Here is a 23,467-nt window from a genome sequence, read left to right as displayed (position 1 = left end):
GGTGCGCCGGCCCCGTCCCACCCCCGGCGGCTCCGAGAAGGTCAGCGGTCGAGCCGGAGGTCTCCGATGACCGCGAGGAGGAGCGCCTCGGCGAGCCGGTCGCGGTAGGCGAGCACCTCCGCCGACGGCGGCCCGCCGGAACTGCCGAGCAGGATGTCGACGTACACGGCGTTGTGTCCGACGAGGACCCGCTCCGACAGCACCGTCGACACCCCGGCCAGGGAACGGACCCGGCCCGTGAGGGTGAAGTCGGTCCGGTACGCCGGGTACGACACGGCCGGGGGCGGCCCGCTCACGTATCCCCCCTCCATCACGCCGGTGTCGGTCACCGACGACGGGATGGTGAGGTGCGCGCACCGCTCGGTCAGCTCCCGATCGAGCCGGAAGTCGCGGACCGGCGTCACGTACGACGTGATGCCGAGGGTGACCGTCACCTCCGGGTGCGGGCCCACCGAGATCGTGTACTTGCGCGCGACGTCCGCGGTGCGGGCCCGCGCCCGCTCCGCGTCCGCGTGACGGGCGAACGCCGCGCGGCACGTCCGCGGCCGTAGGTCCGGGACCGTGCCACCGCCCCCGGGTTCCATCTCGACGCGGCGATGCCCGGCCGGCAGCAGCCGGTCGGCGACGCCGAGCGCCGCGGTGGCCGCGGCGGCGTCGAGCGGACGGCCCGGATCGCCGCCGCCGGTCCCGGTGGGCGCGGACGGCGCGGGCGGGACCGCGAAACCGGCGGCCGGATCCCGGCCGGGTGCCGTGTCCAGGGAGGCCAGGTAGTCCGACCAGTCGTGCGGGCCGACGGCCAGCGGCGGCAGCGCGCCGCCGACCAGCGCCAGGCCGAACAGTCCGACGAGCAGGCCCGTGGCGGGCGCGGCGACGCGGCCGGTTACCGGCCGCCGCGCCCGCCGCCGGTACCGCTCCAGGAGGCGCAGCCCGGCCAGCAACACCGGCAAGGTCAGGACGGCCGCGACGAAGAGCTGCCATACCGGCCAGCGGACCGCGGCCAGCAGCACGCCCACGCTGAGCCCGCGGCCACCGGCGGCGGCGACCCCGAACGTGACCGCGCCGGCCACGGCCGCGGCGACGAACCCACCGGCCAGCGCGCCGGGGATCGCGGACACCATCGCAGCGGTCGTCCCCGGCCCGCCCCGGCGGGAGGCGAGCAGCACCGCCAGCACGACCCACCCGGCCCAGGCGCAGATCATGGAACGCTGGCTGAGCAGGACGAACAGCAGATCGTCGGAGTCGGCGGAGTCGATCCGGAGCCGCCAGCTCAATCCGGCGGCGACTCCGCCGGTGGCCGCCGCGACACCGATCACCCACGCCGCGACGGGCACCGGGACGGCACGGCGGCGCAGCGCGGCGAGTCCGCAGCCGAGCAGGACGAGCGGCGGGGCCCATCCCCACTCCCACAGTCCGGCGCCCACCAGCATGGTCCGGATGCGATCGGGGCCGCCGCTCTGCAGATATCCGACCAGGACCCAGATGGACGCCGTGAACGCGGTGGTCCACGCGGCCGCGCCGGTGAGGACCGCGGCAACCGCCCAGCCGGCCCGGTCCGCCGTCACGGCGAGCCCGGCGGTCAGCACGGCCACGCCCGCCGCCACCACGGCCACGGTCCCGGCACCGAGCGTCAGATGGCCGGCGAACTGGGCCTGCCAGAGTCCCAGGGACGTACGGGTCGATTGTCCGGGGATCTGGATCAGGAAACCCGCGACCGTGCCGACCACCACGCCGGCCACCGGTCCGGACCAGGTCGGCGCGCCGCCCGCCGCCGTGGCCTGTCGCGCGCGGCGCCACCAGGCCGGGACGATCACGCCTGCCCACAGCAGACTCCCGGCGGCCGTCGCCAGGTTCAGCGGCAGCCGCGCGTTCCAGGCGAGGCCGGGGACCGCCAGGGCGGTGTAGGCGGTCTGCACCGTCAACATCGCCAGCAGTGCGCTCGCGGCGCTGACGGCGAACCCGCCCTCCCACCGGTCCGGTGCGGCCGGGTCGGCGCCGGCGCGCACCGCGGGCGGCGGGTGCACCTCCCGCAGCCGCCGGAGCCACCCCGCCAGCCCCCACCCCGCCAGCCCCCACCCCGCCAGCCTCCGGGCGGGCCGGGCCGGGGCGGAGCCCAGCAGTCCGCGCAGCGCGTCGGGGTCGCCGAGAACCTCCCGCGCGTAGCGGTCCGCCGCGAACTCGCGCCGCCGCAGCAGGGCCGCCCGCAGGCCGAGCACGAGCACCGACAGCGCGACCGCCACGGCGAATGAGGGCAGGTACTCGGCCAGCAGCGCCCCGCGTTGCCGGGGCCACCGCGCCAGCGGGCTCAGCGCCACCAGCAGCACCGGCACGCTGAGCCAACCGGTCCACCACACCGCCGCCGCCCAGGACACGTCCCGCGACCGCACATGGGCGAGTTCGTGCAGCACCAGCACGTCGAACCGCGCGGGCTCCAGGTACGCGTGACCCAGCGGCAGCACCACCCGCGGCGCCCCGAACGGCAGGCCGGTGGTGAACGCCTGCCGCCCCGACGCGTACGGCGCGCTGAGTACGAGCCGGGGCCGCCGCCGGCCGGTGAGGCCGAGCAGGTCGCACCAGGCCGCGAAGCGTTCGGTGGCCCACCCGGCCGCGGCGGTGCCCGCCGGGGGAACCGCACCGCGGGCCAGCCGCCACCGCACCAGCACCGCTCCGCCGAGCATGAGCAGCGCGGCGGCCAACGGCAGCGCGATGCCGCCGGCCAGCATGAACAGGCTCTGGTCGCGGGCGTTCGGCGCGACGCAGGTGCGGATCCGTTCCCGGATCTCCGGGCTGCGCTGCCACGGCGAATCGAGCCGCCGCAGCGCCGTCCAGTCGATCCCCTGCTCGCTCAGGCAGCGCACCGCGGCGGCCGCGTGCCGCGCGCTGTACGCGTCGCGCATCGCCGCCGCCGCGCCGCCACCCAACAGCACCAGCGCGACCGCGACCAGCACGTACATCGACACGAGGCGGCGGGGCGCCGGGACCGCCGGCGAACCGGTGACCGTGGCCGGCGGGCGCGGCACCGCCGCCGTGCTACTCATCGACGTGCTGGGCATCCGCCAACGCTCGGCACAGGGCGCCGTGCACGGCGTCGGCGAGCAGCGTCGCCTCGGCCTCGCTGAGTCCGAGCGTCGTCCCGTGTCGCACGCACGCCGACCGCAGGGCTTCCACCTGGTCCGCGTCGAGCGTCACCCGGGTCCGGGGCCCGGCCTGCGCCGGTCCCCGGCGCCGCGACCACCACCCGCGCCGAAACCACCGGCGCCGGCCGCGCCAGGTGGCAACCGTCGCGGCGCCCAGCACCTCCGCCGAGGCACCGAGCAGTATCGGGCCGATCACCTCGGCCAGCAGCACCGGTTCGAGCCCGGAGCCGATCGATCCGCCCGTCCAGCCGGGGCGCCGGTGCCCGGCCCCGGCATCCCGCCGCGCCGTGGCCGCCGTGTACAGGTCGATCTGGTCCGGCGCGGTGGCCACCACCGCCGCATGCGCCAACTCTCCCAACTCGACCGTCACCGTCCCGCCGGTCGGTCGGGAGCGATCAGTCGCCCCGTGCGCAGCGCGTTCAGTCACCTGATCTCCTCGTGACGACTCGATCTCAGTGCGTACAGGATAGACGGACTTCACCCGAGCGATCGCCACCCGGCGTGACGGATTCATGTCGTTGCGCACGACCGCACGCATGCGCTCGGACCAGGCAGGCAGGCGTCGTTTTCCGGCGCGGCAAGCCGGGCAAGGGCATGGTCATGGACCGTGGGTATGTGCTGGACGGCCGGTACCGGCTGGTGGACCGCCTGGGCGAGGGCGGAATGTCGGTGGTCTGGCGTGCCCACGACGACGTGCTCGGACGGGATGTGGCGGTCAAGGTCCTCTCGCCTCGGCTGGCCGCGGACGCGCCACTGGTCCGTCGCATCCATCTGGAGGCCCGGGCGGCGGCCGGCCTGCGACACCCCAACATCGTCCAGGTCTATGACTACGGACAGCAGCACAGCGACGACGGCCGATCATTTCCGTACGTCGTGATGGAACTCGTCGAGGGGCGCTCCCTCGAACAGCTGCTCAGCGGTGGGGCGTTGCCGTGGCGGGTCGCGGTCCTCGTCGGTGCCCAGGTCGCGGCCGCGCTGGCGGCCGCGCACGACCGGGAGATCGCGCACCGCGACGTCAAGCCGAGCAACGTGATGGTCAACGGCCACGGCGTCAAGCTGGTCGACTTCGGTATCTCGGCCAGCATCGGCGACACCGACCGGCCCAACGGCGAGCTGCTCGGGACGCCCGCCTACCTGGCACCGGAACGGCTCAACGGCGGGCCCGTGCATGGCGCCACCGACGTGTACGCGCTGGGACTGCTGCTCTACCGCATGCTGACCGGGCACCTGCCCTGGAACGCCTCCACCACCACCGAGATGCTCAAAGCGCACCTCTACCACGAACCGGCCGCCCTGCCGCGCGTCGACGGCCTCCCACCGGAGGTGGTCAAGCTGTGCCGGCGGTGCCTGGCCAAGCGACCGGACGCCCGGCCCGCCGCGGCGCAGGCCGCGGCGACCCTCGGCCGGGTGGCCGGCGTCCTGCCCTCCGTGCTCACCCCGGACGCCGCGGGCGACGCCGCGTCACGCCTGCTGACCGAGCCGCCACCGGCCGACACCGTCCCGCACCTGTCCGGCCTTGCCCCGCAGGCCCATTCGGCGCCGAACACGCCGGCTCGACGCCGGTGGCGTATGCCGTCACGGCGCGGGATCCTCGTGCCGCTGGGCGCCGCCGTCGTGCTGCTGCCCGTGGCGGTGTTCGGTCCCGGCCGGCTCGGGGCAGACTCCGGCAACCCAGACGCCGCGCGCCTGACCGGTCCGGCCGCCGCCGCGCCGGCGAATCCGCCGAAGCCGCAATGCTCCGTCCGCTACGCCATGCGGCACACCGGCGACGGCCGGTTCTCCACCGCCGTCACGATCGCCCAGACCGGCAAGACCCGGGTGAAGAACTGGCGGCTCACCTTCACCTTCCCATCCGAGCAGCACATCACCCGCGGTTGGGCCGCGCAGTGGCAGCAGACGGGCCGCTCGGTCCAGGCCCGGGGTGGCACTGTGGAGCCGCACGCCGCCATACCCACCGGCTTCGACGCCACCTACCGGAACACGGCCTCGCTGCCGACCCGCTTCCAGCTCAACGGCACGACCTGCCAGGCCGCCTTCTCCGTCACGGTGTCGACCACGCCGCCCGCCGCGGCCCCGCCGAAGGGCCGGACCGGCGACGACGACCACGGCCCGGGAAAGAGCGAGGGCAAGAGCGGCAAGGGAAAGAAGAAGGGCAAGAACAGCGGCCCGTCATGAGGACCCCCCATCGCGCGCCCGGTAGCGCGGCACGGGCAACCCGGCCACGCCCCAGTTCGCCAGTGGCACCTCGTCGATGACGACGTGCGTGGTGGCCGGATCCTTGTCCAGGACCTGCCGCAGCAGCTCCGTGACGCCGTGGATCAGCGCCGCCTTCTGGGTGTCGGTGACGCCCTCGTCGGTCACCCGGATGTTCACGTAAGGCATGCCGCAGGCTCCTCGGTTTCCGCGAGGTCGTAGTGGAAGACCTTGCTGATGATCTGCCAGCGGTCGTCGACGCGGACCAGGGTGAGCAGGTCGATGAACCGCTTGGGGCCGATCGCGCAGGTGACGACCGCGCTGGCCGTGACCGGACCGGCCAGCTGGATGGAGATCACGGCGTCGCGTCTGGTCTCGGCGCGGGCGGCCGGTGCCGGGCGGGCGTCGACGATCGGAAAGTAGGCGTCCAGGGTGAGATGGGTGAGAGTCCCGCCGGTGGCGCTGGCGTACGTCGCCTGCGGGTGGAAGGCCCGGGCGAGCCGGGTGGTGTCGCTGTGATGGAGCCCGTCGAAGTAGAGCTGGAGGACCGATTCGATCGCCTCCCGGGTGCGGGCGTCGGGTTCGGTGAGCGGCCCGGTCATGCCGCGACCGTCGACGCGGTCGCGGACCGGTCCGCATCCCCGGCGTCCGGGTGCCAGCCCCGCGCGATCCGGGCCACCCGCTTGCCGAGGTGCTCCGCGGTGCGCCGGTCCGAGGCCGAGGGGCCGGCCTCCGGGCCCAGGTCGGCGGGCGACTGCGCCATCGCGCCCACGAAGGACGCCAGCCGGTTGAGGTCCTCCGGAGTGCCCGTGCTGCTGTGATTGCCAGGCAGCAGCCCGAGACCGACCCAGACCATGCCGTGTTGCATGGCGAACAGCGCGAGATGCTGCAACGCGGCCAGCTTGTCGCCGTTGATGCCCGCGGAGTTGGTGAACCCCGCGGCCAGCTTGTCCTTCCAGCCCTGTTCCGCCCACCGGCTGGCGGTGGCGTCCAGGAACGCCTTGAAGGGCGCGGAGACGCCGGCCATGTACGTGGGCGAACCGAAGATGATCGCGTCGGCGCGGTCCAGCACCTCCCACGGGTACGGGCTGTCGTCGACGGCGACCAGGTCGACCTGTACACCGGGGACGGACCGCGCACCGTCCCGGACCGCCTCCGCCTGCACCCGGGTGTGGCCGTATCCGCTGTGGTAGATGATCGCAACGCGCGTCACGTCTTGCTCCTTGTCGTCTGCTGGCACCGCTCGGCTTGATCACCCGAGCTGCAATAGACGTTAGGAACGCGCCAAGCATTCGTCCAAGACGAAACTTCGATAGCAACACTAAGCTCAGGTTATGGATGTCGATCTGCGCGACCTCGAACTGCTGGAGGCCCTGGACCGCGGCGCCACGCTCACCGCGGCCGCCCAGCAGCTGTACCTCAGCCAGCCGGCGTTGAGCCAGCGTTTGATCCGGCTGGAGGAGCGCCTCGGAACCCCGCTGTTCGAGCGGCGCGGCCGCCGCCTGGTCGCCAACCGCGCGGGCAGGCGCATGGTCCAGGCGGCCCATTCCACCTTGGCGGAGCTGCGGGCGGCGACCCACGACGTCCGCCGCACCGGTCAGGGGCGTGCCGCACCGGTCCGGCTCACCTCCCAGTGCGCCGGAACGTACCAATGGCTCCCGCCGGTGCTGCGCGCCTTCCGCGCCCGGATGCCCGGCGTCGAGGTCCTGATCGAGCACCTGCCCGACACGGAGGTGATCCCGGCGCTGCTGCGCGGCGACCTCGACCTCGCGCTCGTCACGAAGCTCGACGCGGGGATGACCCAGCTCCGGCTGCACCACCTCTTCGACGACGAGCTGGTGGCCGTCGTGGCCGAGGACCATGCCTGGGCGGCGCGGGCGCTCGTGCGCGGTGCGGACTTCGCCGACGCCCACCTCGTCCTCGTCGACGCGTACGACCCGCGCCGGGTGCCCGCCGTCGCGCTGCCGATCCCGCCCGGGGCCCACCCGGGCCGGCTCACCACGGCACCGGTCACCACGGACCTGATCATCGAATCGGTCGTCACCGGCGACGCGGTCACCGTCATGCCGCTCTGGACCGTGGCGCCGTACCTGACCGGCCACGGCGTCGCCGCCGTGCCGATCGACGGCCCGAACCAGCGACGCACCTGGTATTGCGCCACCCGGCACTCCGAACAGTCCGAGGCGGTGGATGCCTTCGCCGAGGTGCTGGTCGAGACGCTCACCCGCACCGGCCCCGAAGCACACACACCACCCCGCGTCCTCCAGGCACACGGCGGCAACGCGTCGTGACCGGATGGTGTCGGCGGATGGATCAGGAACTCATGGCTTGAGCACCCGCACCGGGTCGCCGCGGACCAACCCGTCGTGGATCCGCCAGCGGGCGGTGGTCGCCTCCCGACCGGCCGCCGCGTCACCGCGCTCCAGCCGCCCGCGCAGCAGTTGCAGGGCGATCCTTCGGTTCAGCGTGAACTGGCGCTCGGTGTCGACGACCACGACGGTCCCGGACGGTCGGTGCGTGGCGCGCACCGCCGTGCTCGCCTTGTTGCGGTGCTGGCCGCCCGGCCCGCCGGTACGCACCGCGACGATGTCCACGTCGGACTCGTCGAAGACCGTGCGCGCGGCGCCGACCCGGCACGGCTGAACGGTGACGTACCAGTTCTTGCGGCCCGAGCCCCTGCGGTACGGGCTCGGCGCTTGCCAGCACACCGTCCCGGTCCAGGACGCGGCGAACTCGTCGGCCGTGTCCCCCGAGATCCGCAACAGCACCGACCGGAACGTCCCCGGCCGCTCACCCGCGACGGTCTGCACCCGCTCCACCGTCACCGTCCGGCCACACGCGTCCGCCTCGAGCCGCCGCGCCACCTGGGCGAGCGCCCACGAGCACTCCTGCGGCCCGCGCCCGGCGGACATCAACAGATGCGTGCTCATCGCCGCCCCCTGCGGCGGCGCGGCTCGACGTCGGCGGTCTTGTAGGTGACCAGCGGCACCGTGCTGGCCACCCGGGTGGCCAGCCCGTGCTCGACCAGATCGCCGATCACCTGCTCGATGCGCTTGTACGCGGTCGGCGCCTCCTCGAACAGCAGCTGCCGGTCGCCGCAGACCACGAGCGACCCCACGGGCGTACGCCGGAGCTCCTCGACCGTGTGTTTCGCCCGGCCGCGCCGCAGTGCGTCGGCCCGCGACATCTTGCGGCCGGCGCCGTGCGCGACGGAGAAGCCCGCCTCGGCCCCCGCATGCCCGGCGACCAGGAACGACGGCGTGCCACGGGTGCCGGCGACCAGGACGTCGCGCCCGTCGCCGGGCGCCGCGCCCTTGCGGTGCAGGAACTCGCCGTCGCGGATCTCCACGAGGTTGTGGCACTCGTCGACGATCGGCGGCGCGTACGGCGCACCGAGCGCGTGGGCGACGCGGGCAGCCATCAGCCGCCGGTTCAGCGAGCCCCAGCGGACGGCGTCGTCGTGCGCCGCCAGGTAGGCCGCCGGATCGGCGGCCGGCCCGGCACCGTGCACCTCGGTGTGCGTCCGCAGGATCCGCTCGCCGAGGCCGCGCGAGCCGCTGTGCACGATCAGCACCAGGTCGCCGGCGGCCAGCCCGAGGCGCTCGGCGTGCCCGGCGTCGAAGATCGTGCCGACCCGGGCCAGCTCGACGAAGTGGTTGCCACGGCCGACGGTGCCGAGGCTCTCGGTGTGCCCGGCCGGGATGCCGCCGTCGAGGACCGCCCAGGCCGGGTCGCCGTCGTCCGGGTCGAGCGGGATGTCCAGGTCGGGAAAGCGGGCGGCGAGCTTCTCCGGCACGGCCCGCTTCAGTCGCAGCGGGAAGACCGCGATGCCGCAGCCGATGTCCGAGCCGACCAGGAACGGGTACAGCACGGACGAGGTCATGGCGGCGCCGATCGGGGCGCCCTTGCCGGGGTGCAGGTCGGGCATCCCGGCGACGTGCCGCATGCCGGGCAGGGCGGCGACCTGGTAGCACTGGTCGAGCGCGGCGGACTCGATCCAGCTGCTCGGGGACGCGAAGACGGTGACAGTCGTGGTGATCGACCGATCAGACAAAACAGATGCTCATTTCCACAGGGAGAACGGCTGCCCGAAGCAGGCATGGGCCGTCGGAGAAGAAGGACCTGGGTGGTGGCATCAGTACGTCATGCCGGACAGCCTCGCCCGCCCCGCGTCCGGGCGCAACCGAATATCCGTCCGCCGGTCTGACCGGTCGCTGCCTCGCCGAATGGACAGTGCCCCGGAACCGGGCGACCAGGTCGCCCGGTTCCGGGGCAGTGCCGTGCGCGGGTCAGCTCAGGGGCGGCCCGAGCCGGTTCAGGTAGATCGCGTTGTCGGTGCCACGGACGAACAGGTGAAGCACGCTCTGGTACACCCCGGCGCCCGGTCCGGACGGGGTCGCGCCGCCACCCGGGACCTGCGACCATCCGGACCACGCGCTGCCCAGCGAGTTGAGGTAGATCGCGTTGTCCGTGCCCCGGACGAACACGCCGAGCTCACCGCGGTAGACCACGGCGGACGGGGACGACGGCGTGCGGCCACCACCCGGGACCTGCGCCCACCCGGACCAGCTGGACCCCAGCCTGTTCACGTAGATCGCGTTGTCGGTGCCCTGCACGATCAGGTACAGCGTGCTCTGGTAGACCACCGCCGCGGGGCCGGACGGTGTCGCACCCCCGCCGGCGACCTCCGACCAACCGCCCCACGTGTTCGTGTACCGGTTGACGTAGATGCGGTTGTCGGTGCCCTGGACGAACAGGTACAGCGTGCTCTGGAAAACCGTCGCCGCCGGGGCGCCGTGGGTGGCTCCGCCGCCGGGGAGCTGGGACCAGCCGGACCACGAGGTGCCGTTCAGCCGGTTCACGTAGATCCGGTCGTCCGTGCCCCGGACGAAGAGATAGAGCTGTGACTGGTACACCACGGCCGCCGGGCCGGAGGTGGTGAGGCCGCCGCCCGGCACCTCGCCCCAGCCGGACCAGAGCACCCCGTTGTGCCGTTGCACATAGATCCGGTTGTTCGTGCCCCGGACGAACAGGTACTGGATGTCGTTGTAGCTGACGGTCGCGGGCGAGTCGTACGTCGCGCCGCCGCCGGGGACCTGCGACCAGCCCGACCAGCCCGACGGCAACGCCGCCTGGGCCGTCGCCGGCTGCCCGCCGACCAGCGCCAATGCCACCACGATCGCCACGATGCCCGCTACGGCGGCGCGGACGAACCGTCGGCCGACGCCACCGCGGGCCTCCTGAGCCATCACTTGTCTCTCCTCGTGATCAGTGGCGCGCGTTCGGCACGCCTAGATCGACCGTAGTCGATGCTTGTAACCACAATGGAGGGACGGGATTACGACCCGTGAAACCTTGTTGCTAGACGGCAATCACCTTGTTGCGTCCGCCCGTCTTCGCCTCGTACAGGGCGTGGTCCGCGCGGGCGAGCAGCTGGTCGAGGCCGTCGTCGTGCACGTTGAGGGCGGCCAGGCCGATGCTGATCGTCACGGTGACGGGCCCGTCCCGGGTCAGCACCGGTTCCGCCGCCACGGCCGACCGGATCCGTTCGAGCGGGGCGATGTCGATGTCGGCGCAGTCCGGCAGAACCACCGCGAACTCCTCGCCGCCGTAACGGCCGAGAATGTCTGATTCCCGCAGGGCGGCGGCGATGCGGTGGGCGACCTCGCGGATGACGTCGTCGCCGACGCCGTGCCCGTACGTGTCGTTGATCTTCTTGAAGTTGTCGATGTCGAGCATCGCCGCGCTGAGCCCGTGGCCGCCGCGCCGCGCCGCACCGAACAGCGCCGTCGCCAGCGAGAAGAAGTGCCGGCGGTTGTGCACACCGGTCAGCTCGTCCGTGGTGGCCAGCTCCTGCACCCGGGTGAACAGTTGCGCGTTGTGGTAGGCGGTCATGCCCTGGCCGGTCAGTGTGGCGGCCACATTGCGTGCGGTGTCGTCGAAGGCGCGCCCCGCCAGCAGCACCACGCCGACCGGACCGTCACGGTTGACCAGCGGCACCACGAGCGTCGTCGGGTGGTCACCGAGCAACTCGGCGACGACGGGCGGCGCCTGTCCGGCGCGCAGCACGGTCACGGATTCGACGGCGCCCAGCGCGGCCCAGGCCCGGTCGGTGCCCGGGTCCACCTGACGGCCGACCGCTCCGGGTGCCGGGCCCGCCAGGTGCGTGACCGTCAGCGAGTCGCCGCCACGCAGCAGGGCGGCGGTCGCGGCACCGAGCTGGGTGTGCAGGGTCGTGAAGAGATGGTGCAGCAGTTGCGCGGGGTCGAGGATCGTGGTCAGTTCGGCGAGGCTGGCGCGCAGCGTCTCCGCCAGCTCCTGCTGGCGGCGCGCGGTGCGCACGGCGAGGTCGAGCTGGGCGGCGCGGGCGGTCTCCAGGGACACGGCGACGTGGCTGGTGATCGCGGTCAGCACCTCGACGTCGTCCTCGGTGAAGATGCCGCGCGCCATCCGGCTGTCCAGGTAGACGATGCCGATGAGCCGGCCCTTGAACTGCACCGGGGCGACCATGATGCTGCGCAGGCCGTGCACCACCACGCTCTCGGAGCCCAGCGAGGCGCCGTGTTCGGTGCCGGTCACCACGAGCGCCTCGCCGGTGTCCGCGACGCGCTGCACCAGGCTGGAGCCGTAGTCGCTGACCGCGTCGAGGTCGCCGCCGACGGCGTCGCGGCCGACGAACGGGCGGACCCGGCCACCGTCGTCGACCAGGAACATCAGTGCGCGCTCGGCGCCGAGGATGCGCAGTGTCTCGTCCAGCGCGATCCGGGCCAGCCGGTCCGGGTCGAGGACCGAGGCGGCGGCGATGCTGACCTGCTGGAGGGCTTCCATGCGCCGGTTGACGACCGTCCTCGTGACCCGCTCCCCCATCCGCGTGACCGGTGCGGCGGAGGTGGCGTCGGTGATGTCGAACTCGGCGCGGACCTGACGTGCCCGGCTCTCCAGGCCGTACCGGGTCGCGATCATGTGCGCCCACTGCGCCTGCCGGTCCGCCTCGCCGGTGATGCCGGTGCGGCGCAGTGCCCGGGCCCGCAACCGGGCGATCTCGAAGGCGACCAGCGGCGAGTCCAGGGGCCGCGCCTTGCGTTCGATGCGGTCGACCAGGCGCAGGACGGCGCTGTACTTGCCCTCCAGCAGCAGGAGCGCGGCCCGGGTCAGCGCGTGCGCCACGCCCAGCAGCGGCGTGGCCGTGTGCCGGCCGAGTTCGCGCACGGCCGCGTGGGCGGCGGCCAGGAGGCCGGCGTCCGGCTCGGGGGCGAGCCGGCACTGGGTGAGGCGGCCGTAGGCGACATAGGTGTAGCACCAGTTGTGGTGGGTCATCAGCCCGCCACCGGCGGCGATCCGCTCGAAGTCGGCGACGGCCGCCTCGAACAGCTCGCCGAACTCGCCCTGTTCGACGAGCGAATGCATGGCGGCCAGCGCCAGGGTGCGGCGCTGCTGGATGCCCGCGGTGTCGTGGTCGAACGATCCCTGCAGGTCGGCGAGCGCGGCGGCCGCCTCGCCGAGGTGGCCCTGCTGAGCCGGGATCATGACCGACAGGGCGGCGAGACTGGTGCCGCTGATCTCCCGCCCGGCCGGTAGCACGGCGATGCCCCGCTCGTAGCAGGCCTGTGCCTCGCGCGGATTGCCGCGCAGGACCTGGCGCATGCCGAGGGTGCCCATGCCGGCGATGAACTGGGCGGGCTCCAGCCACCGGGCGTGGCGGTCCAGTATCTCGTCCCATTCCCGGCCGGAGTCGCCGGAGCCGGAGAACAGCAGCCCCACGGTGCGCGTGAAGTCGACGTACGCGACGAGGGCGGGGTCGGCCAGGTCGGCGGCGTAGCGGGCCGCGCGGGCGAAGCAGCGCAGGCCGACGCCCCGCAGCCGGACCATGACCGCGATGAAGCCCACCATGGCGTAGGCGCGGGCGAGCGGGGCCCCGGGCCCGAGCCGGTTCGCCACGAACAGGGCGCGCTGGGCGAACGCGGCCACCTCGTCCAGCCGCATGCCCAGGGCGGCGGCGTAGGCGCCGGTGTCCAGCAGCCGGGCCCGGATGAGGTACTCCTCGCGCCGGCGGCCGCGTACGGTGCCGAACCCGGCGCCGGTGCGCCGGACCACCGCTGCCCCGAAGGCGGGCACGAACCCGGACAGCACGCGAGCCAGCTTGTTGCCCGGCAGCGGCCGGCCGATCTCGGCCAGTCCGGCCATGACGGCCTTGGCCGCTTCCTCGTCGGCGTAGGCGACATTGTGCAGCTCGGCGAGGGTCGTCCACAGGGCGGCCCGCTGCCATGGATCGTCGGAGCGCGCGAGCGCCAGGTCGAGCCGCTCCCGCGCCTGCGTCAGCCGTCCGGCCCGCAGGTACGCCGTGGCCAGCAGGTGGTGGGTGTCGATGGCGACCGGCAGCCCGTGGGCGTCCGCGGCCTGCACGGCCTGCTCCAGGAACGTGACGGCCTCGGCGGGCGCCTGGTCGGCCAGCGCCTGCCGGCCGGCGGCCACGCTGGTGCGGTACACCGACTCCGCCTCGCCGGCCGGGTCGGCCTGCGCGTAGTGTCCGGCGACGGCGTAGACGTGGTCGGCCTCCCGGGCCGCCGGGTCGAGCGTTTCGAGGCGCCGGGCGATCCGCGCGTGGAGACGGCGGCGGTCGTGCGGGTCCAGCGTGGCGAGCAGGGCCTGGCGGACGGCCGGGTTGACGAAGCCGTAACGGCCCCCGGCGCGCGCCTCCACCAGCCGGCGGGCGGTGGCCGCCTCCACCGCCGTGGCGACGTCCTCCGCGCAGTGCCCGCCGGCCGAGGTGAGGTCGAGGTCGAAGCGGCCGCCGACGGCGGCCGCCACGGCCAGGACGGCACGTTCGGCGTCGGTCAGCTCGTCGAGCCGGGACACGACCAGGTCGAGGCCGTCGGCCGGAATCGGCAGCGCGTCCAGCCCCTCCTCGTCGAGCAGCCAGGTGTCCCAGTGCGGCACCAACAGCCCGCCGTCGACGAGGCGCCGCAGGTACTCGATTGCGGACAGGGGCACGCCGCCGGAACGGGCGGTGACGTGGGCGGCCAGCTCGCCGGGAACCGGGGCTCCGGGCAGCCGGGAGGCGACCAGGGCCGCCATGTCGTCGTCGGACAGCGCACCGAGCGCCAACACCGGGTCGGCACCGGCGGCGAACTCGCCGGGGGCCGTGTCCGCGTCGTGGGCGGCGGTGATGAGCACCAGCAGGGGTGCCCCAGCCAGCTTGCGGTCCAGGTGCGCCAGCACCCGGCGACCGCTGTCGTCGAGCCAGTGCGCGTCGTCGATACGGAGCAGGACCGGGCCGAGACGGGTGGACAGTTCGATCAGGAAGGTCGCGACCGCGTGGACGAACTGCTCGTCGCGGCCCTCCGCGACGATGTCCGGAACGTCCGCGAGCAGGTCGGCCAGGCCCGCCGACAGGGGCTTGAGCAGGCTGGCGCCGGCCGCCAGCGCCGACTCCCGGACGGTCTGCGCGGTGGCTACCCACTCGTCCTCGGGCAGCGCCCGCCACCGCTGGATACGGCGGTCGAGCGCCTCGCGCAGCGCCGCCAGCGGCACGGTGTCGTCCGGGCCGCACCGGACGTCGAGGACCAGCGCGCCGTCGGCGGCCGCGGTGACCGCTTCGAGCAGGCGGGTCTTGCCGAACCCAGCGGGACCGTGCACCACGGCGACGCCACCGGCCCCGGCGCGCGCCCTGGCCCAGCGCGACGTCAGCGCCGACAGTTCGGCGTCGCGGCCGTACAGCGGCCAGATCATCGGCGCGCCGGGCGCAACGGCGTCGGAGCAGCGGCGCAGCGCGGTGAGCAGTTCGGTGGCCGAGCCGAACCGGTCGTCGGGGTCCTTGGCGAGCAGCCGGGTGACGATCTCGGCGAGTGCCGGGTCGACGTCCGGCCGGGTCTCGCGGACGTCCGGGATCGGCGCGGCGGCATGCTGGCGCAGGAGGGCGCCGACGTCCGGGCTCTGGTACGGCGGGTGCCCGGTCAGGCACTCGAAGAGTACGGCCCCGAGGGAGTAGAGGTCGGAGCGGCCGTCGACCGGGCGCTTGAGCATCCCGGTCTGCTCCGGGGAGCTGTAGATGAACGTGCCGACCGCGCTGTCCTCGGCGACCGCCTTTCCGGCGCGGGCGGCCAGGCCGAAGTCGATCAACACGGCGGGGCCGGAGCGCGGCACCATGACGTTGTGCGGCTTCAGGTCGCGGTGCACCAGACCGGCCTGGTGCGCGGCGGCCAGCGCCTGGGCGATCTCCGCGCCGAGCGTGACGACGCGCGCCTGGTCCAGCATGCCGCCGGTCAGGAGGTCGGACAGCGGGGCGCCATCGATCAGGTCGGCGACCAGAGCCGGGCGTCCGTCGAGCAGTCCGACGGCCCGGGTGCGCCTCAGGCCCGGATGGTCCACGCATGCCATCAGAGCGGCCTCGCGCCGGAAGGACGCCAGCGCCTCCGGCTCGTGGCCGGCCGCTCCGCGCAGCTGCTTGAGGGCGTACGGTCGGCCGTGGCGCTGCGCCCGGAACACGACCGTGGCGGCGCCGCGGCCGATCTCGGCGCCGACGTCAAGATCGGTCAGTTCCAGACGGCTGCCCGCAGACCAGCGGTGTCCACGCGCCCCGGCGTCGCTCACTCGGTCCCCCTGGTCCGATCCATCCTTCGCTGTCATATCGTCAGACGGAAAGTGGATCTGAGGAGAGTTGGCGCCGCCACGGCGGCCCGCTCCGCAGTGATCACCACACGGCCGGAGATCGTTTCGGGTGGCGGACGTTAGGACGACGGATGAGCGCGCGTTTTCAACTAGTCATCGACTGTGCCGACCCGGCCAAGCAGACCGCCTTCTGGTCCGCCGCGCTCGGCTACGTGCCTGAACCGGCGCCCGCGGGTCACGCGACGTGGAAGGCGTACTACCGCTCTCTCGGGGTGCCCGACGACGAGCTGGAACAGATGGGCGACGACGACGCCGACTCCATCGTCGACCCGGACGGGGCCGGGCCCCGGATCTGGTTCCAACCCGTCCCCGAAACCAAGATCGTCAAGAACCGGCTGCACCTGGACATCAGGATCGCCGACCGGACGGCGGCCCTCCAGACGCGGCGGGAGCAGATCGACGCCGAGGTCGAACGGTTGACGGGGCTCGGCGCGTCCGTGGTCCGCGTGCTGGCCGAACCCGGAATGGATCATTACGGGGTCACCCTGCACGACCCCGAGGGCAACGAGTTCTGCGTGGCTTGATCACCGCGCCGGCGCCGGCGATCTTCACGGGGCTCGCGGAGGCTCAGGTCGCGGGAGTCCGGTGGATCACCGACAGCGCGTGTTCGCGCGCCGCCGCGCTCAGTGCCGCGTTCAGCTCGTGGAACAACGCCTCCGCCGTCACCCCGTTCCAGCCCGGGGGCAGCAGGGCCAGCGGGAGGCCGGGGTCGCGGTAGGGCAGGCGGCGCCATTCGGTGAGCATCGGGACGTACGTCGTGAAGGCGTCCAGCGGCGTGGCGGCGCCGGCCGTGACGCGATCGAGCACGGGGCGGTGCTGGCGGAGGAACTCGGCGTACAGTCCGGTGAGTTCGTCGAGGTCCCACCAGGTGCGGACCTTCGACCGCAGGTCGCCGAAGGCGTAGTAGTCGCCGGTGAAGATGTCGACGTAGGTGGTCAGTCCGCGGCGCTCGAGGGTGTGCCGGGTCTCGGTCGCGAGGTTGCCCGGTGCGACCCACACGCCCGGAGCGGCGGTGCCGAAGCCCAGCCTGGTCAGGCTGGTGCGCAGCTCGTGCCGTTTCTCCCGTTCCGATTCCGGCACCGAGAACACGACCATGAGCCAGCCGTCGGTGGGTACGGCCCGCTGACGCTGGAAGATCCGCACGTCGCCCTCGGCCAGGAGTTCGACGGTGGAGTCGGCGAGGGCGTAGCCCGCAGCGCCGTCGTGGCGGACGCTGTCGAGCACGCCGCGTCGTTTCAGCCGGGAGATGGCCGAGCGGACGGCCTGCCCGTCCACGCCCAGGTCCGCCATCAGCCGGACCACGGACGCCACCGACAGCCAGTTGTGTTCGGCGCGGGCGTACAGGCCGAAGATCGTGAGGATCAGCTGGGCGAGACGGACGTCGCGGCCGGTGGCCGCTGCTCGGCCCGGTAGGGAGTCCGCCGTCATGCCGGGCATGGTACGCACCGGCTACGTCCGGACCGGTGCGGAGGACCCGGCGGGCGGTGGCGGACTCACCTGCGCGGAGCCGGTGGCCGGCCGCCACCGGACGTGGACGTCGTCGCCGGTGGGCTCCGCGCGCAGCAGGGACAGGCGCGGGCGCACCGCGTCGGTGCGTGCCGTCGGGGGGCGGCGGCGGCCCGCCGCGAACTGCACCGGCCAGTCCGCCCCGGCGCCGCGGTACTCCTGTTCGGCGGCGGCGTGCAGGGTCCACTGCGGGTCGTAGAGATGGGTGCGGCCCAGCGCGCACAGGTCCGCGCGGCCGGCCAGCAGGATCGAGTTGACGTCGTCGTACGACGAGATGGCACCGACCGCGATCACGGCCGCGCCGGCGCCGGCGGCCACCTCGTGCCGGATCCGGTCGGCGAACGGTGTCTGATAGCTACGCCCGTACGCCGGCTTCTCGGCCTTGGTGACCTGGCCGCTGGAGACGTCGATCCCGTGGGCACCGTGGGCGATGAAGGCGGCGGCGATCCGGACCGCGTCGTCGGCGGTGTTGCCGTCCGGTACCCAGTCGGTGGCCGAGATGCGTACCAGCAACGGCCGGTCGCGCGGCCACACCGCCGCGACGGCGTCGAAGACCTCGAGCGGGTAGCGCAGCCGGTTCTCGACGCCGCCGCCGTACTCGTCGTCGCGCCGGTTGGCGACGGGCGAGAGGAACGACGAGAGCAGATAGCCGTGGGCGCAGTGCAGTTCGAGGAGGTCGAAGCCGCACGCGGCGGCCCGCGTGGCGGCGGCGGCGAAGTCGTCGCGGACCCGGTCCATGTCGGCGCGGGTCATCTCGCGCGGCGTCGCCGATCCGGGCCCGTACGGCACGGCCGAGGGCCCGATGATCTCCCAGCCGCCCTCGGGCAGCGGGTCGTCCATGCCGTCCCACATGAGCCTGGTCGAGCCCTTGCGCCCCGAGTGGCCGAGCTGCACGCCGATGTGGGCGGTGGACCGGGCGTGGACGAACTCGACGATCCGCCGCCACTGCCGCTCCTGCTCGCCGGTCCACAGGCCGGCGCAGCCGGGGGTGATGCGGCCCTGCGCGCAGACGCAGACCATCTCGGTCATGACCAGCGCCGCGCCGCCGAGCGCCTTGGAGCCGAGGTGCACCAGGTGCAGGTCGCCGGGGACGCCGTCGACGGCCGAGTACATGTCCATGGCGGAGACGACGACGCGGTTCTTCAGCCGCAGCGGGCCCAGTTGGAACGGCTGGAACATGGCCGGCGTGTCGGCGGGGCACCCGATGCGTTCGGCGAACCGGCTGCCGACCAGATCGGCGAACCGTTCGTCGCGGGCGCGCAGGTTGTCGTAGGTGATGCGGCGGGACCGGGTGATCAGGTTGAAACAGAACTCGGTCGGGTCCTGACTGGCGTAGACGCCGATGTTCTCGAACCACTCCAGCGACGCCTGCGCGGCGCGCTGGGTCGACTCGACCACCGGCCGGCGTTCGGCCTCGTAGGCGGCCAGGGCCGTGCCCGGGTCGGGGTGCTCGTGCAGGCAGGCGGCCAGGGCCAGGGCGTCCTCCATGGCCAGCTTCGTGCCGGAGCCGACGGAGAAGTGGGCGGTGTGCGCGGCGTCGCCGAGCAGTACCACGTTGCCGCTGGTCCACCGTGCGTTGCGGACCGTGGTGAACTCGAGCCATTTGGAGTTGTTGCCGAGCAGCCGGTGTCCGCCGAGCTCGGCGGCGAACAGCTCGCGGATCCGGGCAAGGGCGAACTCGTCGGAGGTGCCGGGCGGCAGCACGACGCCCTCGGTGGCGGCGAAGCCGGCGGCACGCCACACGTCGGAGTGCATCTCGACGATGAAGGTGGAGCCGTTCTCCGAGTAGGGATAGCCGTGGACCTGCATGGTGCCCCAGCGGGTCTGTTTGATGAAGAACTGGAACGCCTCGAAGACCTGGTCGGTGCCGAGCCAGATGTACTTGTTGTGGCGTACGTCCAGCGACGGCTGGAAGTCGCCGGCGTACCGGGCCCGGATTCCGGAGTTGCCGCCGTCGCTGGCGATGACCAGGTCGTGGTGCTGGCGGAGCTGGTCGACGTCCGGCGCGGGCGTACGGAAATGCGTGGTGACCCCGAGGGCGGCGCACCGCTGCTGGAGCAGCGCGAGCAGTTCCTGGCGGCTCATGGCGGCGAAGCCCTGCCCGCCGACGGTGTGCCGTTGCCCGTCGAGGTGGATGTCGATGTCGGTCCAGCGCGCGAACCTGGCCGCCATCGTCGCGTGGAACGCGGCGTCGGCGTTCTCGATGCCGCCGAGGGTCTCGTCGGAGAACACCACGCCGAAGCCGAACGTGTCGTCGGGGGCGTTGCGTTCCCAGACGGTGATGTGGTGGGCGGGGTCGAGCTGCTTCATCAGGGTGGAGAAGTACAGCCCGGCCGGGCCACCTCCGACGACGGCGATGCGCATGGCGGTCCTTCGGTTCTCTGTCAGTCGGGGGCCCGGACGAGGCCTTCCTGGGCGACGGTGGCCAGGTGGACGCCGTCTCGGGTGAAGAAGCGGCCGGTGCCCAGGCCCCGGCCGTGCTCGATCGCGACGGCCTCCTGCAGGTAGAGCAGCCAGCCGTCGACTCGCCCGGCGCGGTGGAACCACATGGCGTGGTCGAGGCTGGCCGTGACCAGGCCGGGCCGCGCCCAGGGCAGGCCGAGGACGCGCAGGATCGGTTCGAGGATGGTGTAGTCGCAGACGTAGGCGAGCGCGGCCTGGTCGCGGTTGGCCGCGGTCAGGCCGGGCACGTCGCGCAGCGCGTCGAACGGTTTGATCCAGACCGCCTGGTGTCCGGTGGCCGCCCCGTCGACGGTCAGGTAGACCGGGCCGGGAACGTGGCGCAGGTCGAAGCTGCGCCCGCCGGACCAGTAGGCCTTCGCCGCGTCCGTCATGGTGCCCGCGGCCGGGGTGCCGGGCACCGCGTCCCGCAACACCTCGGCGGAGGGCGGCAGCCTCTCGGGCGCCGGGACGCCCTCCGGCGCGGCACCGCGGTAGCTGCCGCCGGGCTCGCCGACGTGGAAGGACGCGAGTCCGGCGTAGATCGCCTTGCCGTCCTGGAACGCCCGCACCTGGCGGGTGGAGTAGCCGCGGCCGTCGCGGAGCCGTTCCACCTCGTACCGCACGGTCGCGCCGATCTGTGCCGGGCGCAGGAAGTAGCTGTGCATCGAGTGCAGCCGGCGGTCGGCGCCGGTGGAGCGCATCACGGCGGTGGCGGCCTGGGCGACCAGGTCACCGCCGTACGCCTTGGGCCACGGGCACGGCTGGGTCGTCGCCTCGTACGCCTCGTCGAAGACCTGCGGCGGCACCGGCGTCAGCGAGATCGCCTCGGTCAGGGTGGCGGAGGTGGTGGCGGTGCTCACGCGCGCCGGAACCCGGTCAGGTCCTCGTCCAGGACGTCGGCCAGGTTGACCACGAGGTTCTCCGGGGTGCGGGTGGTGAGCCAGGTCAGCTCCTCGGTGGTCGACATGTTGCATTCGACGTGCGGCAGGAACGGCGGCACGAACACCCAGTCGCCGGTCGCCAGGTCGACGTACTGCGCGAAGTTCTCGCCGTAGTAGATGCGGGCCTTGCCGGACAGGACGTAGCCGCCGGTCTCGGCCTCGCCGTGGTGGTGCGGCAGTGACCGGAAGCCGGCGTTGTTGAGCACCTTGCCGTACCAGAGTCTGCGGGCCGGGGTGTGCTGGATGCTCACTCCGGAGATCCGCACCGCCCCACCGGACGACATGGTCTGTACGTCTTCCTCGCCGGCTCTGGTGACCACCGGCCCGAGGCTGCCGTCCGGCAGCAGATAGGCGGTGGCGTCGCCCTCCAGCTGGTATCCCTCGAAGTTCACCGGGCATCTCCTCGATCCCTGACGAAACCGTATAGCCAACTTCTCACGACCGTCAGATAAAGTCTATAAGCGCGAGAGCTGCCCGATCCCCGGACGTCAGGAGTAACGATGCCGCCGCTGCCGATCAACCCGCCGTCCCTGCCGGCGCCCCGCGGCTATTCGCACGGCACGCTCACCGGCAACACCCTCTATCTGGGCGGGCAGACGGCGCTGGACGCCGAGATGCGGATCGTCGGAGGCGGGATCGTGCCGCAGTTCCGGCAGGCGTTCGGCAACGTGCTCACGACGTTGCGCGCCGCGGGCGGCATCCCCGAGGATCTGGTCAGCATCACGATCTACCTGACGGACATCCCCGACTACCAGGCCAACGGCCGGGAGATCGGCACGATCTGGCGCGAGCTGGCCGGACCCGTCTACCCGGCCATGGCCGGCATCGGCTGCACCGCGCTGTGGCAGCCGGAGGCCCTCATCGAGATCCTCGGCGTCGCGGTGATCCCCGACGCACGCCTGATCCGCCCGGCGGCCTGATCCCGCGAAACGCCTCAGCAGCCGTCGTCGAGCAGGTGCTCGAAGCTCAGGCCGAGATCGGTCACCGCGACGGCGATCGGCGCCAGTGCCGCGCGGACGTTCGCCGCGACGCAGGGCGTCGGCGCCTCGCGGGCGAGCTCACGCAGCAGCCGGTACGCGTCGAGCAGCTTGCGCTCCTCGCCGGTGAGCGGGTTGTCCAGCAGATCGCGGGTCACGGCCGGTCCTTCCGCCGATGGGGTGCTGCTCATGCCCGTACCGTCGTGTGTGCGCCCGCCGGGCGCAGGTCGGAGAGGCGTTTGGCCTTGAGCTCGAAGCGGGGCAGGGCACCGGTGGCAGCGCGTTCGAGAATGAACAGCAGCCCCTCGTGCGCCTCGGCCAGCTCCACGACCAGCGCCTCGGCCAGCGCGGTCCAGGCCGCGTCGTCGAACCGTGGGTGCGGTTCCACCTGCAACACGACCTCGTCACGGGCCCCGCGCCGCTCGATCCGGATCTGGAACTCCTCGATCCCGTCATGGGTGCGCAGAATCGCCTCGATCGCTCCGGGGTAGACGTTGGTGCCCCGCACCAGCTTCATGTCGTCGGCGCGCCCCACGATGCCGCCCTCGTAGAGGTCCCAGGTGCGGCCGTTGCCGGCGGCCGCGGCCGGCTGGCGGACCACGAGGTCGGCGGTGCGGTACCGCAACAGCGGGATCATGCTGCGGCCGAAGGACGTGCACACCCGTTCGCCGCGTTCGCCGTACCCGAGGCGGTCGCCCGTCTGCGGGTCGATGACCTCCTCGATGAAGTGGTCCTCGATGATGTGGCAACCACCCGGCTGGTTCTCCGGCTCGAACATGAAGATGGTCGACACCTCGGTCATGCCGGCCGTGTCGAAGGCCTTCGCCCCCCACTGCCGTTCGATCAGGGTCTTGGTCTCCACGATGGAACCGGCCGGCTCGCCGGAGAGCACGAGCCGGGACACCGCCGAGCCGGGCAGGTCGATGCCGAGCGCCTCGGCCTCCTGGGCCATGCGCATCGCGTACGTCGGGGTCGTCGCCACCACGGTCGCGCCGAAGTCGACGATCTGCCGTACCCGGGCCGCGGTGGTCTGCGCGCCGCCGGGGATGGTCAGCGCACCCACCTTCTCCAGGCCGTAGTGCAGTCCCCAGAAGCCGATGAACGAGCCGTAGCCGAACGCGACGTAGCCGATGTCGGTGGCGCGCACCCCGATGCCCCACAGCGCGTACGCCCACATCTCCGCCGCCCACGCCCAGTCCTTGCGGGAGTCCAGGGCGCGCAGCGGCGTCGAGCCGGAGGTGCCGCTGGTCGTGTGCAGGCGGATCGCGACCTCCCGACCGGCGACGGGCAGCTCGCCGTAGGGCGGACGCTCGTCCTGGCTGTGCATCCACTGCTCCCGGGTCAGGAACGGGATGCGCTGGATGTCGTCGAGCGTGCGCAACTGATCGGCGGAGAACCTCGCCGCGGCGAAGCTGCGCCGGTAGAAGGGGCTGCGGGCCTGGGCCCACTCGGTGACCGCCCGGAGCTTGGCCAGTTGCAGCGCCCGCAGCTGTTCGCGGGGCATGCATTCGGTCTTCGGGTTCCAGTACGGCGCTGCGACGGTCATCACCACCACACCCTTCCTGCTCCGCACCTGCGCCGCGCCGGGGCCGGGCGATGGATCACC

Annotated in this window: 19 protein-coding genes; 4 read left to right on the top strand and 15 right to left on the bottom strand. The window is 73.1% G+C overall.

Annotation, left to right across the window (positions count from 1 at the left end; genetic code table 11):
* Positions 1 to 41: 41 nt before the first annotated feature.
* Positions 42 to 3,050 carry a M48 family metalloprotease gene (locus tag EV385_RS28685; RefSeq protein ID WP_130512286.1) on the bottom strand — a complete coding sequence of 1,003 codons (3,009 nt, stop codon included), beginning with the start codon at positions 3,048 to 3,050 and terminating at the stop codon, positions 42 to 44.
* Positions 3,028 to 3,561 (bottom strand): hypothetical protein, encoded by a 534-nt coding sequence (locus tag EV385_RS28680; protein WP_130512285.1) that lies wholly within the window; start codon positions 3,559 to 3,561, stop codon positions 3,028 to 3,030. The genes EV385_RS28685 and EV385_RS28680 overlap by 23 nt, the downstream gene beginning before the upstream one ends.
* A 173-nt stretch (positions 3,562 to 3,734) precedes the next feature.
* Between EV385_RS28680 and EV385_RS28675 the strand changes: the two genes are divergently transcribed.
* Positions 3,735 to 5,309 (top strand): serine/threonine-protein kinase, encoded by a 1,575-nt coding sequence (locus tag EV385_RS28675; RefSeq protein WP_130512284.1) that lies wholly within the window; start codon positions 3,735 to 3,737, stop codon positions 5,307 to 5,309.
* Here EV385_RS28675 and EV385_RS28670 read toward each other — a convergent pair.
* Genes EV385_RS28670 through EV385_RS28660 form a run of 3 tightly spaced genes read right to left on the bottom strand, consistent with a single transcriptional unit; the run spans position 5,304 to position 6,540 of the window.
* A complete protein-coding gene (locus EV385_RS28670; protein WP_130512283.1) occupies positions 5,304 to 5,516 on the bottom strand; it encodes a tautomerase family protein in 213 nt (70 codons plus the stop codon). The two genes, EV385_RS28675 and EV385_RS28670, sit on opposite strands and share 6 nt — an antisense overlap.
* Positions 5,504 to 5,929, bottom strand: a complete 426-nt coding sequence (locus EV385_RS28665; RefSeq protein ID WP_130512282.1) for a nuclear transport factor 2 family protein — start codon at positions 5,927 to 5,929, stop codon at positions 5,504 to 5,506. The genes EV385_RS28670 and EV385_RS28665 overlap by 13 nt, the downstream gene beginning before the upstream one ends.
* The gene (locus EV385_RS28660) at positions 5,926 to 6,540 is read right to left on the bottom strand and encodes a flavodoxin family protein (RefSeq protein ID WP_130512281.1); all 615 of its coding nucleotides are present in this window, start codon (positions 6,538 to 6,540) and stop codon (positions 5,926 to 5,928) included. Before EV385_RS28660 ends, EV385_RS28665 begins: the two co-directional genes overlap by 4 nt.
* 121 nt (positions 6,541 to 6,661) lie before the next feature.
* Between EV385_RS28660 and EV385_RS28655 the strand changes: the two genes are divergently transcribed.
* Complete coding sequence (locus EV385_RS28655) at positions 6,662 to 7,618, top strand: LysR family transcriptional regulator (protein ID WP_130512280.1); 957 nt, start codon at positions 6,662 to 6,664, stop codon at positions 7,616 to 7,618.
* Between the two features lie 30 nt (positions 7,619 to 7,648).
* Here EV385_RS28655 and prfH read toward each other — a convergent pair whose 3' ends face one another.
* The 4 genes from prfH to EV385_RS28635 form a co-directional block, all read right to left on the bottom strand.
* Positions 7,649 to 8,257, bottom strand: coding sequence for a peptide chain release factor H (prfH, locus tag EV385_RS28650; RefSeq protein ID WP_130512279.1), 609 nt, complete (start codon positions 8,255 to 8,257; stop codon positions 7,649 to 7,651).
* A complete protein-coding gene (locus tag EV385_RS28645; RefSeq protein WP_130512278.1) occupies positions 8,254 to 9,381 on the bottom strand; it encodes an RNA ligase RtcB family protein in 1,128 nt (375 codons plus the stop codon). Before EV385_RS28645 ends, prfH begins: the two co-directional genes overlap by 4 nt.
* Positions 9,382 to 9,616: 235 nt before the next feature.
* A complete protein-coding gene (locus EV385_RS28640) occupies positions 9,617 to 10,576 on the bottom strand; it encodes a DUF8189 domain-containing protein (RefSeq protein ID WP_479723880.1) in 960 nt (319 codons plus the stop codon).
* 112 nt (positions 10,577 to 10,688) lie between these two features.
* Positions 10,689 to 15,917 carry a diguanylate cyclase gene (locus tag EV385_RS28635; RefSeq protein ID WP_242625122.1) on the bottom strand — a complete coding sequence of 1,743 codons (5,229 nt, stop codon included), beginning with the start codon at positions 15,915 to 15,917 and terminating at the stop codon, positions 10,689 to 10,691.
* Positions 15,918 to 16,066: 149 nt separating this feature from the next.
* Here EV385_RS28635 and EV385_RS28630 point away from each other — a divergent pair, with 149 nt between their 5' ends.
* The gene (locus tag EV385_RS28630) at positions 16,067 to 16,519 is read left to right on the top strand and encodes a VOC family protein (protein WP_130512275.1); all 453 of its coding nucleotides are present in this window, start codon (positions 16,067 to 16,069) and stop codon (positions 16,517 to 16,519) included.
* A gap of 43 nt (positions 16,520 to 16,562) precedes the next feature.
* Here EV385_RS28630 and EV385_RS28625 read toward each other — a convergent pair whose 3' ends face one another.
* The 4 genes from EV385_RS28625 to EV385_RS28610 are packed head-to-tail and all read right to left on the bottom strand — an operon-like array spanning position 16,563 to position 21,276.
* Entirely contained in the window at positions 16,563 to 17,423 is an 861-nt protein-coding gene (locus tag EV385_RS28625) for a PaaX family transcriptional regulator (protein ID WP_130512274.1), read from the bottom strand.
* A 21-nt stretch (positions 17,424 to 17,444) separates the two neighbouring features.
* On the bottom strand, positions 17,445 to 19,865 hold the full coding sequence (locus EV385_RS28620) for a bifunctional salicylyl-CoA 5-hydroxylase/oxidoreductase (protein ID WP_130512273.1): 2,421 nt from the start codon (positions 19,863 to 19,865) through the stop codon (positions 17,445 to 17,447).
* Between the two features lie 20 nt (positions 19,866 to 19,885).
* Positions 19,886 to 20,803 carry an acyl-CoA thioesterase gene (locus EV385_RS28615; protein WP_242625121.1) on the bottom strand — a complete coding sequence of 306 codons (918 nt, stop codon included), beginning with the start codon at positions 20,801 to 20,803 and terminating at the stop codon, positions 19,886 to 19,888.
* A complete protein-coding gene (locus EV385_RS28610; RefSeq protein WP_130512271.1) occupies positions 20,800 to 21,276 on the bottom strand; it encodes a cupin domain-containing protein in 477 nt (158 codons plus the stop codon). Before EV385_RS28610 ends, EV385_RS28615 begins: the two co-directional genes overlap by 4 nt.
* 108 nt (positions 21,277 to 21,384) lie before the next feature.
* Here EV385_RS28610 and EV385_RS28605 point away from each other — a divergent pair, with 108 nt between their 5' ends.
* A complete protein-coding gene (locus EV385_RS28605) occupies positions 21,385 to 21,804 on the top strand; it encodes a RidA family protein (RefSeq protein WP_130512270.1) in 420 nt (139 codons plus the stop codon).
* Between the two features lie 14 nt (positions 21,805 to 21,818).
* Here EV385_RS28605 and EV385_RS28600 read toward each other — a convergent pair whose 3' ends face one another.
* Complete coding sequence (locus EV385_RS28600; RefSeq protein ID WP_130512269.1) at positions 21,819 to 22,052, bottom strand: DUF6052 family protein; 234 nt, start codon at positions 22,050 to 22,052, stop codon at positions 21,819 to 21,821.
* Positions 22,049 to 23,407, bottom strand: coding sequence for a phenylacetate--CoA ligase family protein (locus EV385_RS28595; RefSeq protein WP_130512268.1), 1,359 nt, complete (start codon positions 23,405 to 23,407; stop codon positions 22,049 to 22,051). Before EV385_RS28595 ends, EV385_RS28600 begins: the two co-directional genes overlap by 4 nt.
* Positions 23,408 to 23,467 lie beyond the last annotated feature (60 nt).

Source organism: Krasilnikovia cinnamomea, assembly GCF_004217545.1.
In the GTDB taxonomy this organism is placed as follows: domain Bacteria; phylum Actinomycetota; class Actinomycetes; order Mycobacteriales; family Micromonosporaceae; genus Actinoplanes; species Actinoplanes cinnamomeus.
Note: the sequence above shows the minus strand (reverse complement) of the source record. Positions and strands in the feature narration are given on the sequence as shown.

Excerpts from the sequence above, each read along its gene's own strand:
- EV385_RS28685 (WP_130512286.1), bottom strand. The coding sequence starts at position 3,050 with ATGCCCAGCACGTCGATGAGTAGCACGGCGGCGGTGCCGCGCCCGCCG.
- EV385_RS28675 (WP_130512284.1), top strand. The coding sequence starts at position 3,735 with ATGGACCGTGGGTATGTGCTGGACGGCCGGTACCGGCTGGTGGACCGC.
- EV385_RS28670 (WP_130512283.1), bottom strand. The coding sequence starts at position 5,516 with ATGCCTTACGTGAACATCCGGGTGACCGACGAGGGCGTCACCGACACC.
- EV385_RS28665 (WP_130512282.1), bottom strand. The coding sequence starts at position 5,929 with ATGACCGGGCCGCTCACCGAACCCGACGCCCGCACCCGGGAGGCGATC.
- EV385_RS28655 (WP_130512280.1), top strand. The coding sequence starts at position 6,662 with ATGGATGTCGATCTGCGCGACCTCGAACTGCTGGAGGCCCTGGACCGC.
- prfH (WP_130512279.1), bottom strand. The coding sequence starts at position 8,257 with ATGAGCACGCATCTGTTGATGTCCGCCGGGCGCGGGCCGCAGGAGTGC.
- EV385_RS28640 (WP_479723880.1), bottom strand. The coding sequence starts at position 10,576 with ATGGCTCAGGAGGCCCGCGGTGGCGTCGGCCGACGGTTCGTCCGCGCC.
- EV385_RS28630 (WP_130512275.1), top strand. The coding sequence starts at position 16,067 with ATGAGCGCGCGTTTTCAACTAGTCATCGACTGTGCCGACCCGGCCAAG.
- EV385_RS28625 (WP_130512274.1), bottom strand. The coding sequence starts at position 17,423 with ATGACGGCGGACTCCCTACCGGGCCGAGCAGCGGCCACCGGCCGCGAC.
- EV385_RS28620 (WP_130512273.1), bottom strand. The coding sequence starts at position 19,865 with ATGCGCATCGCCGTCGTCGGAGGTGGCCCGGCCGGGCTGTACTTCTCC.
- EV385_RS28605 (WP_130512270.1), top strand. The coding sequence starts at position 21,385 with ATGCCGCCGCTGCCGATCAACCCGCCGTCCCTGCCGGCGCCCCGCGGC.
- EV385_RS28600 (WP_130512269.1), bottom strand. The coding sequence starts at position 22,052 with ATGAGCAGCACCCCATCGGCGGAAGGACCGGCCGTGACCCGCGATCTG.
- EV385_RS28595 (WP_130512268.1), bottom strand. The coding sequence starts at position 23,407 with ATGACCGTCGCAGCGCCGTACTGGAACCCGAAGACCGAATGCATGCCC.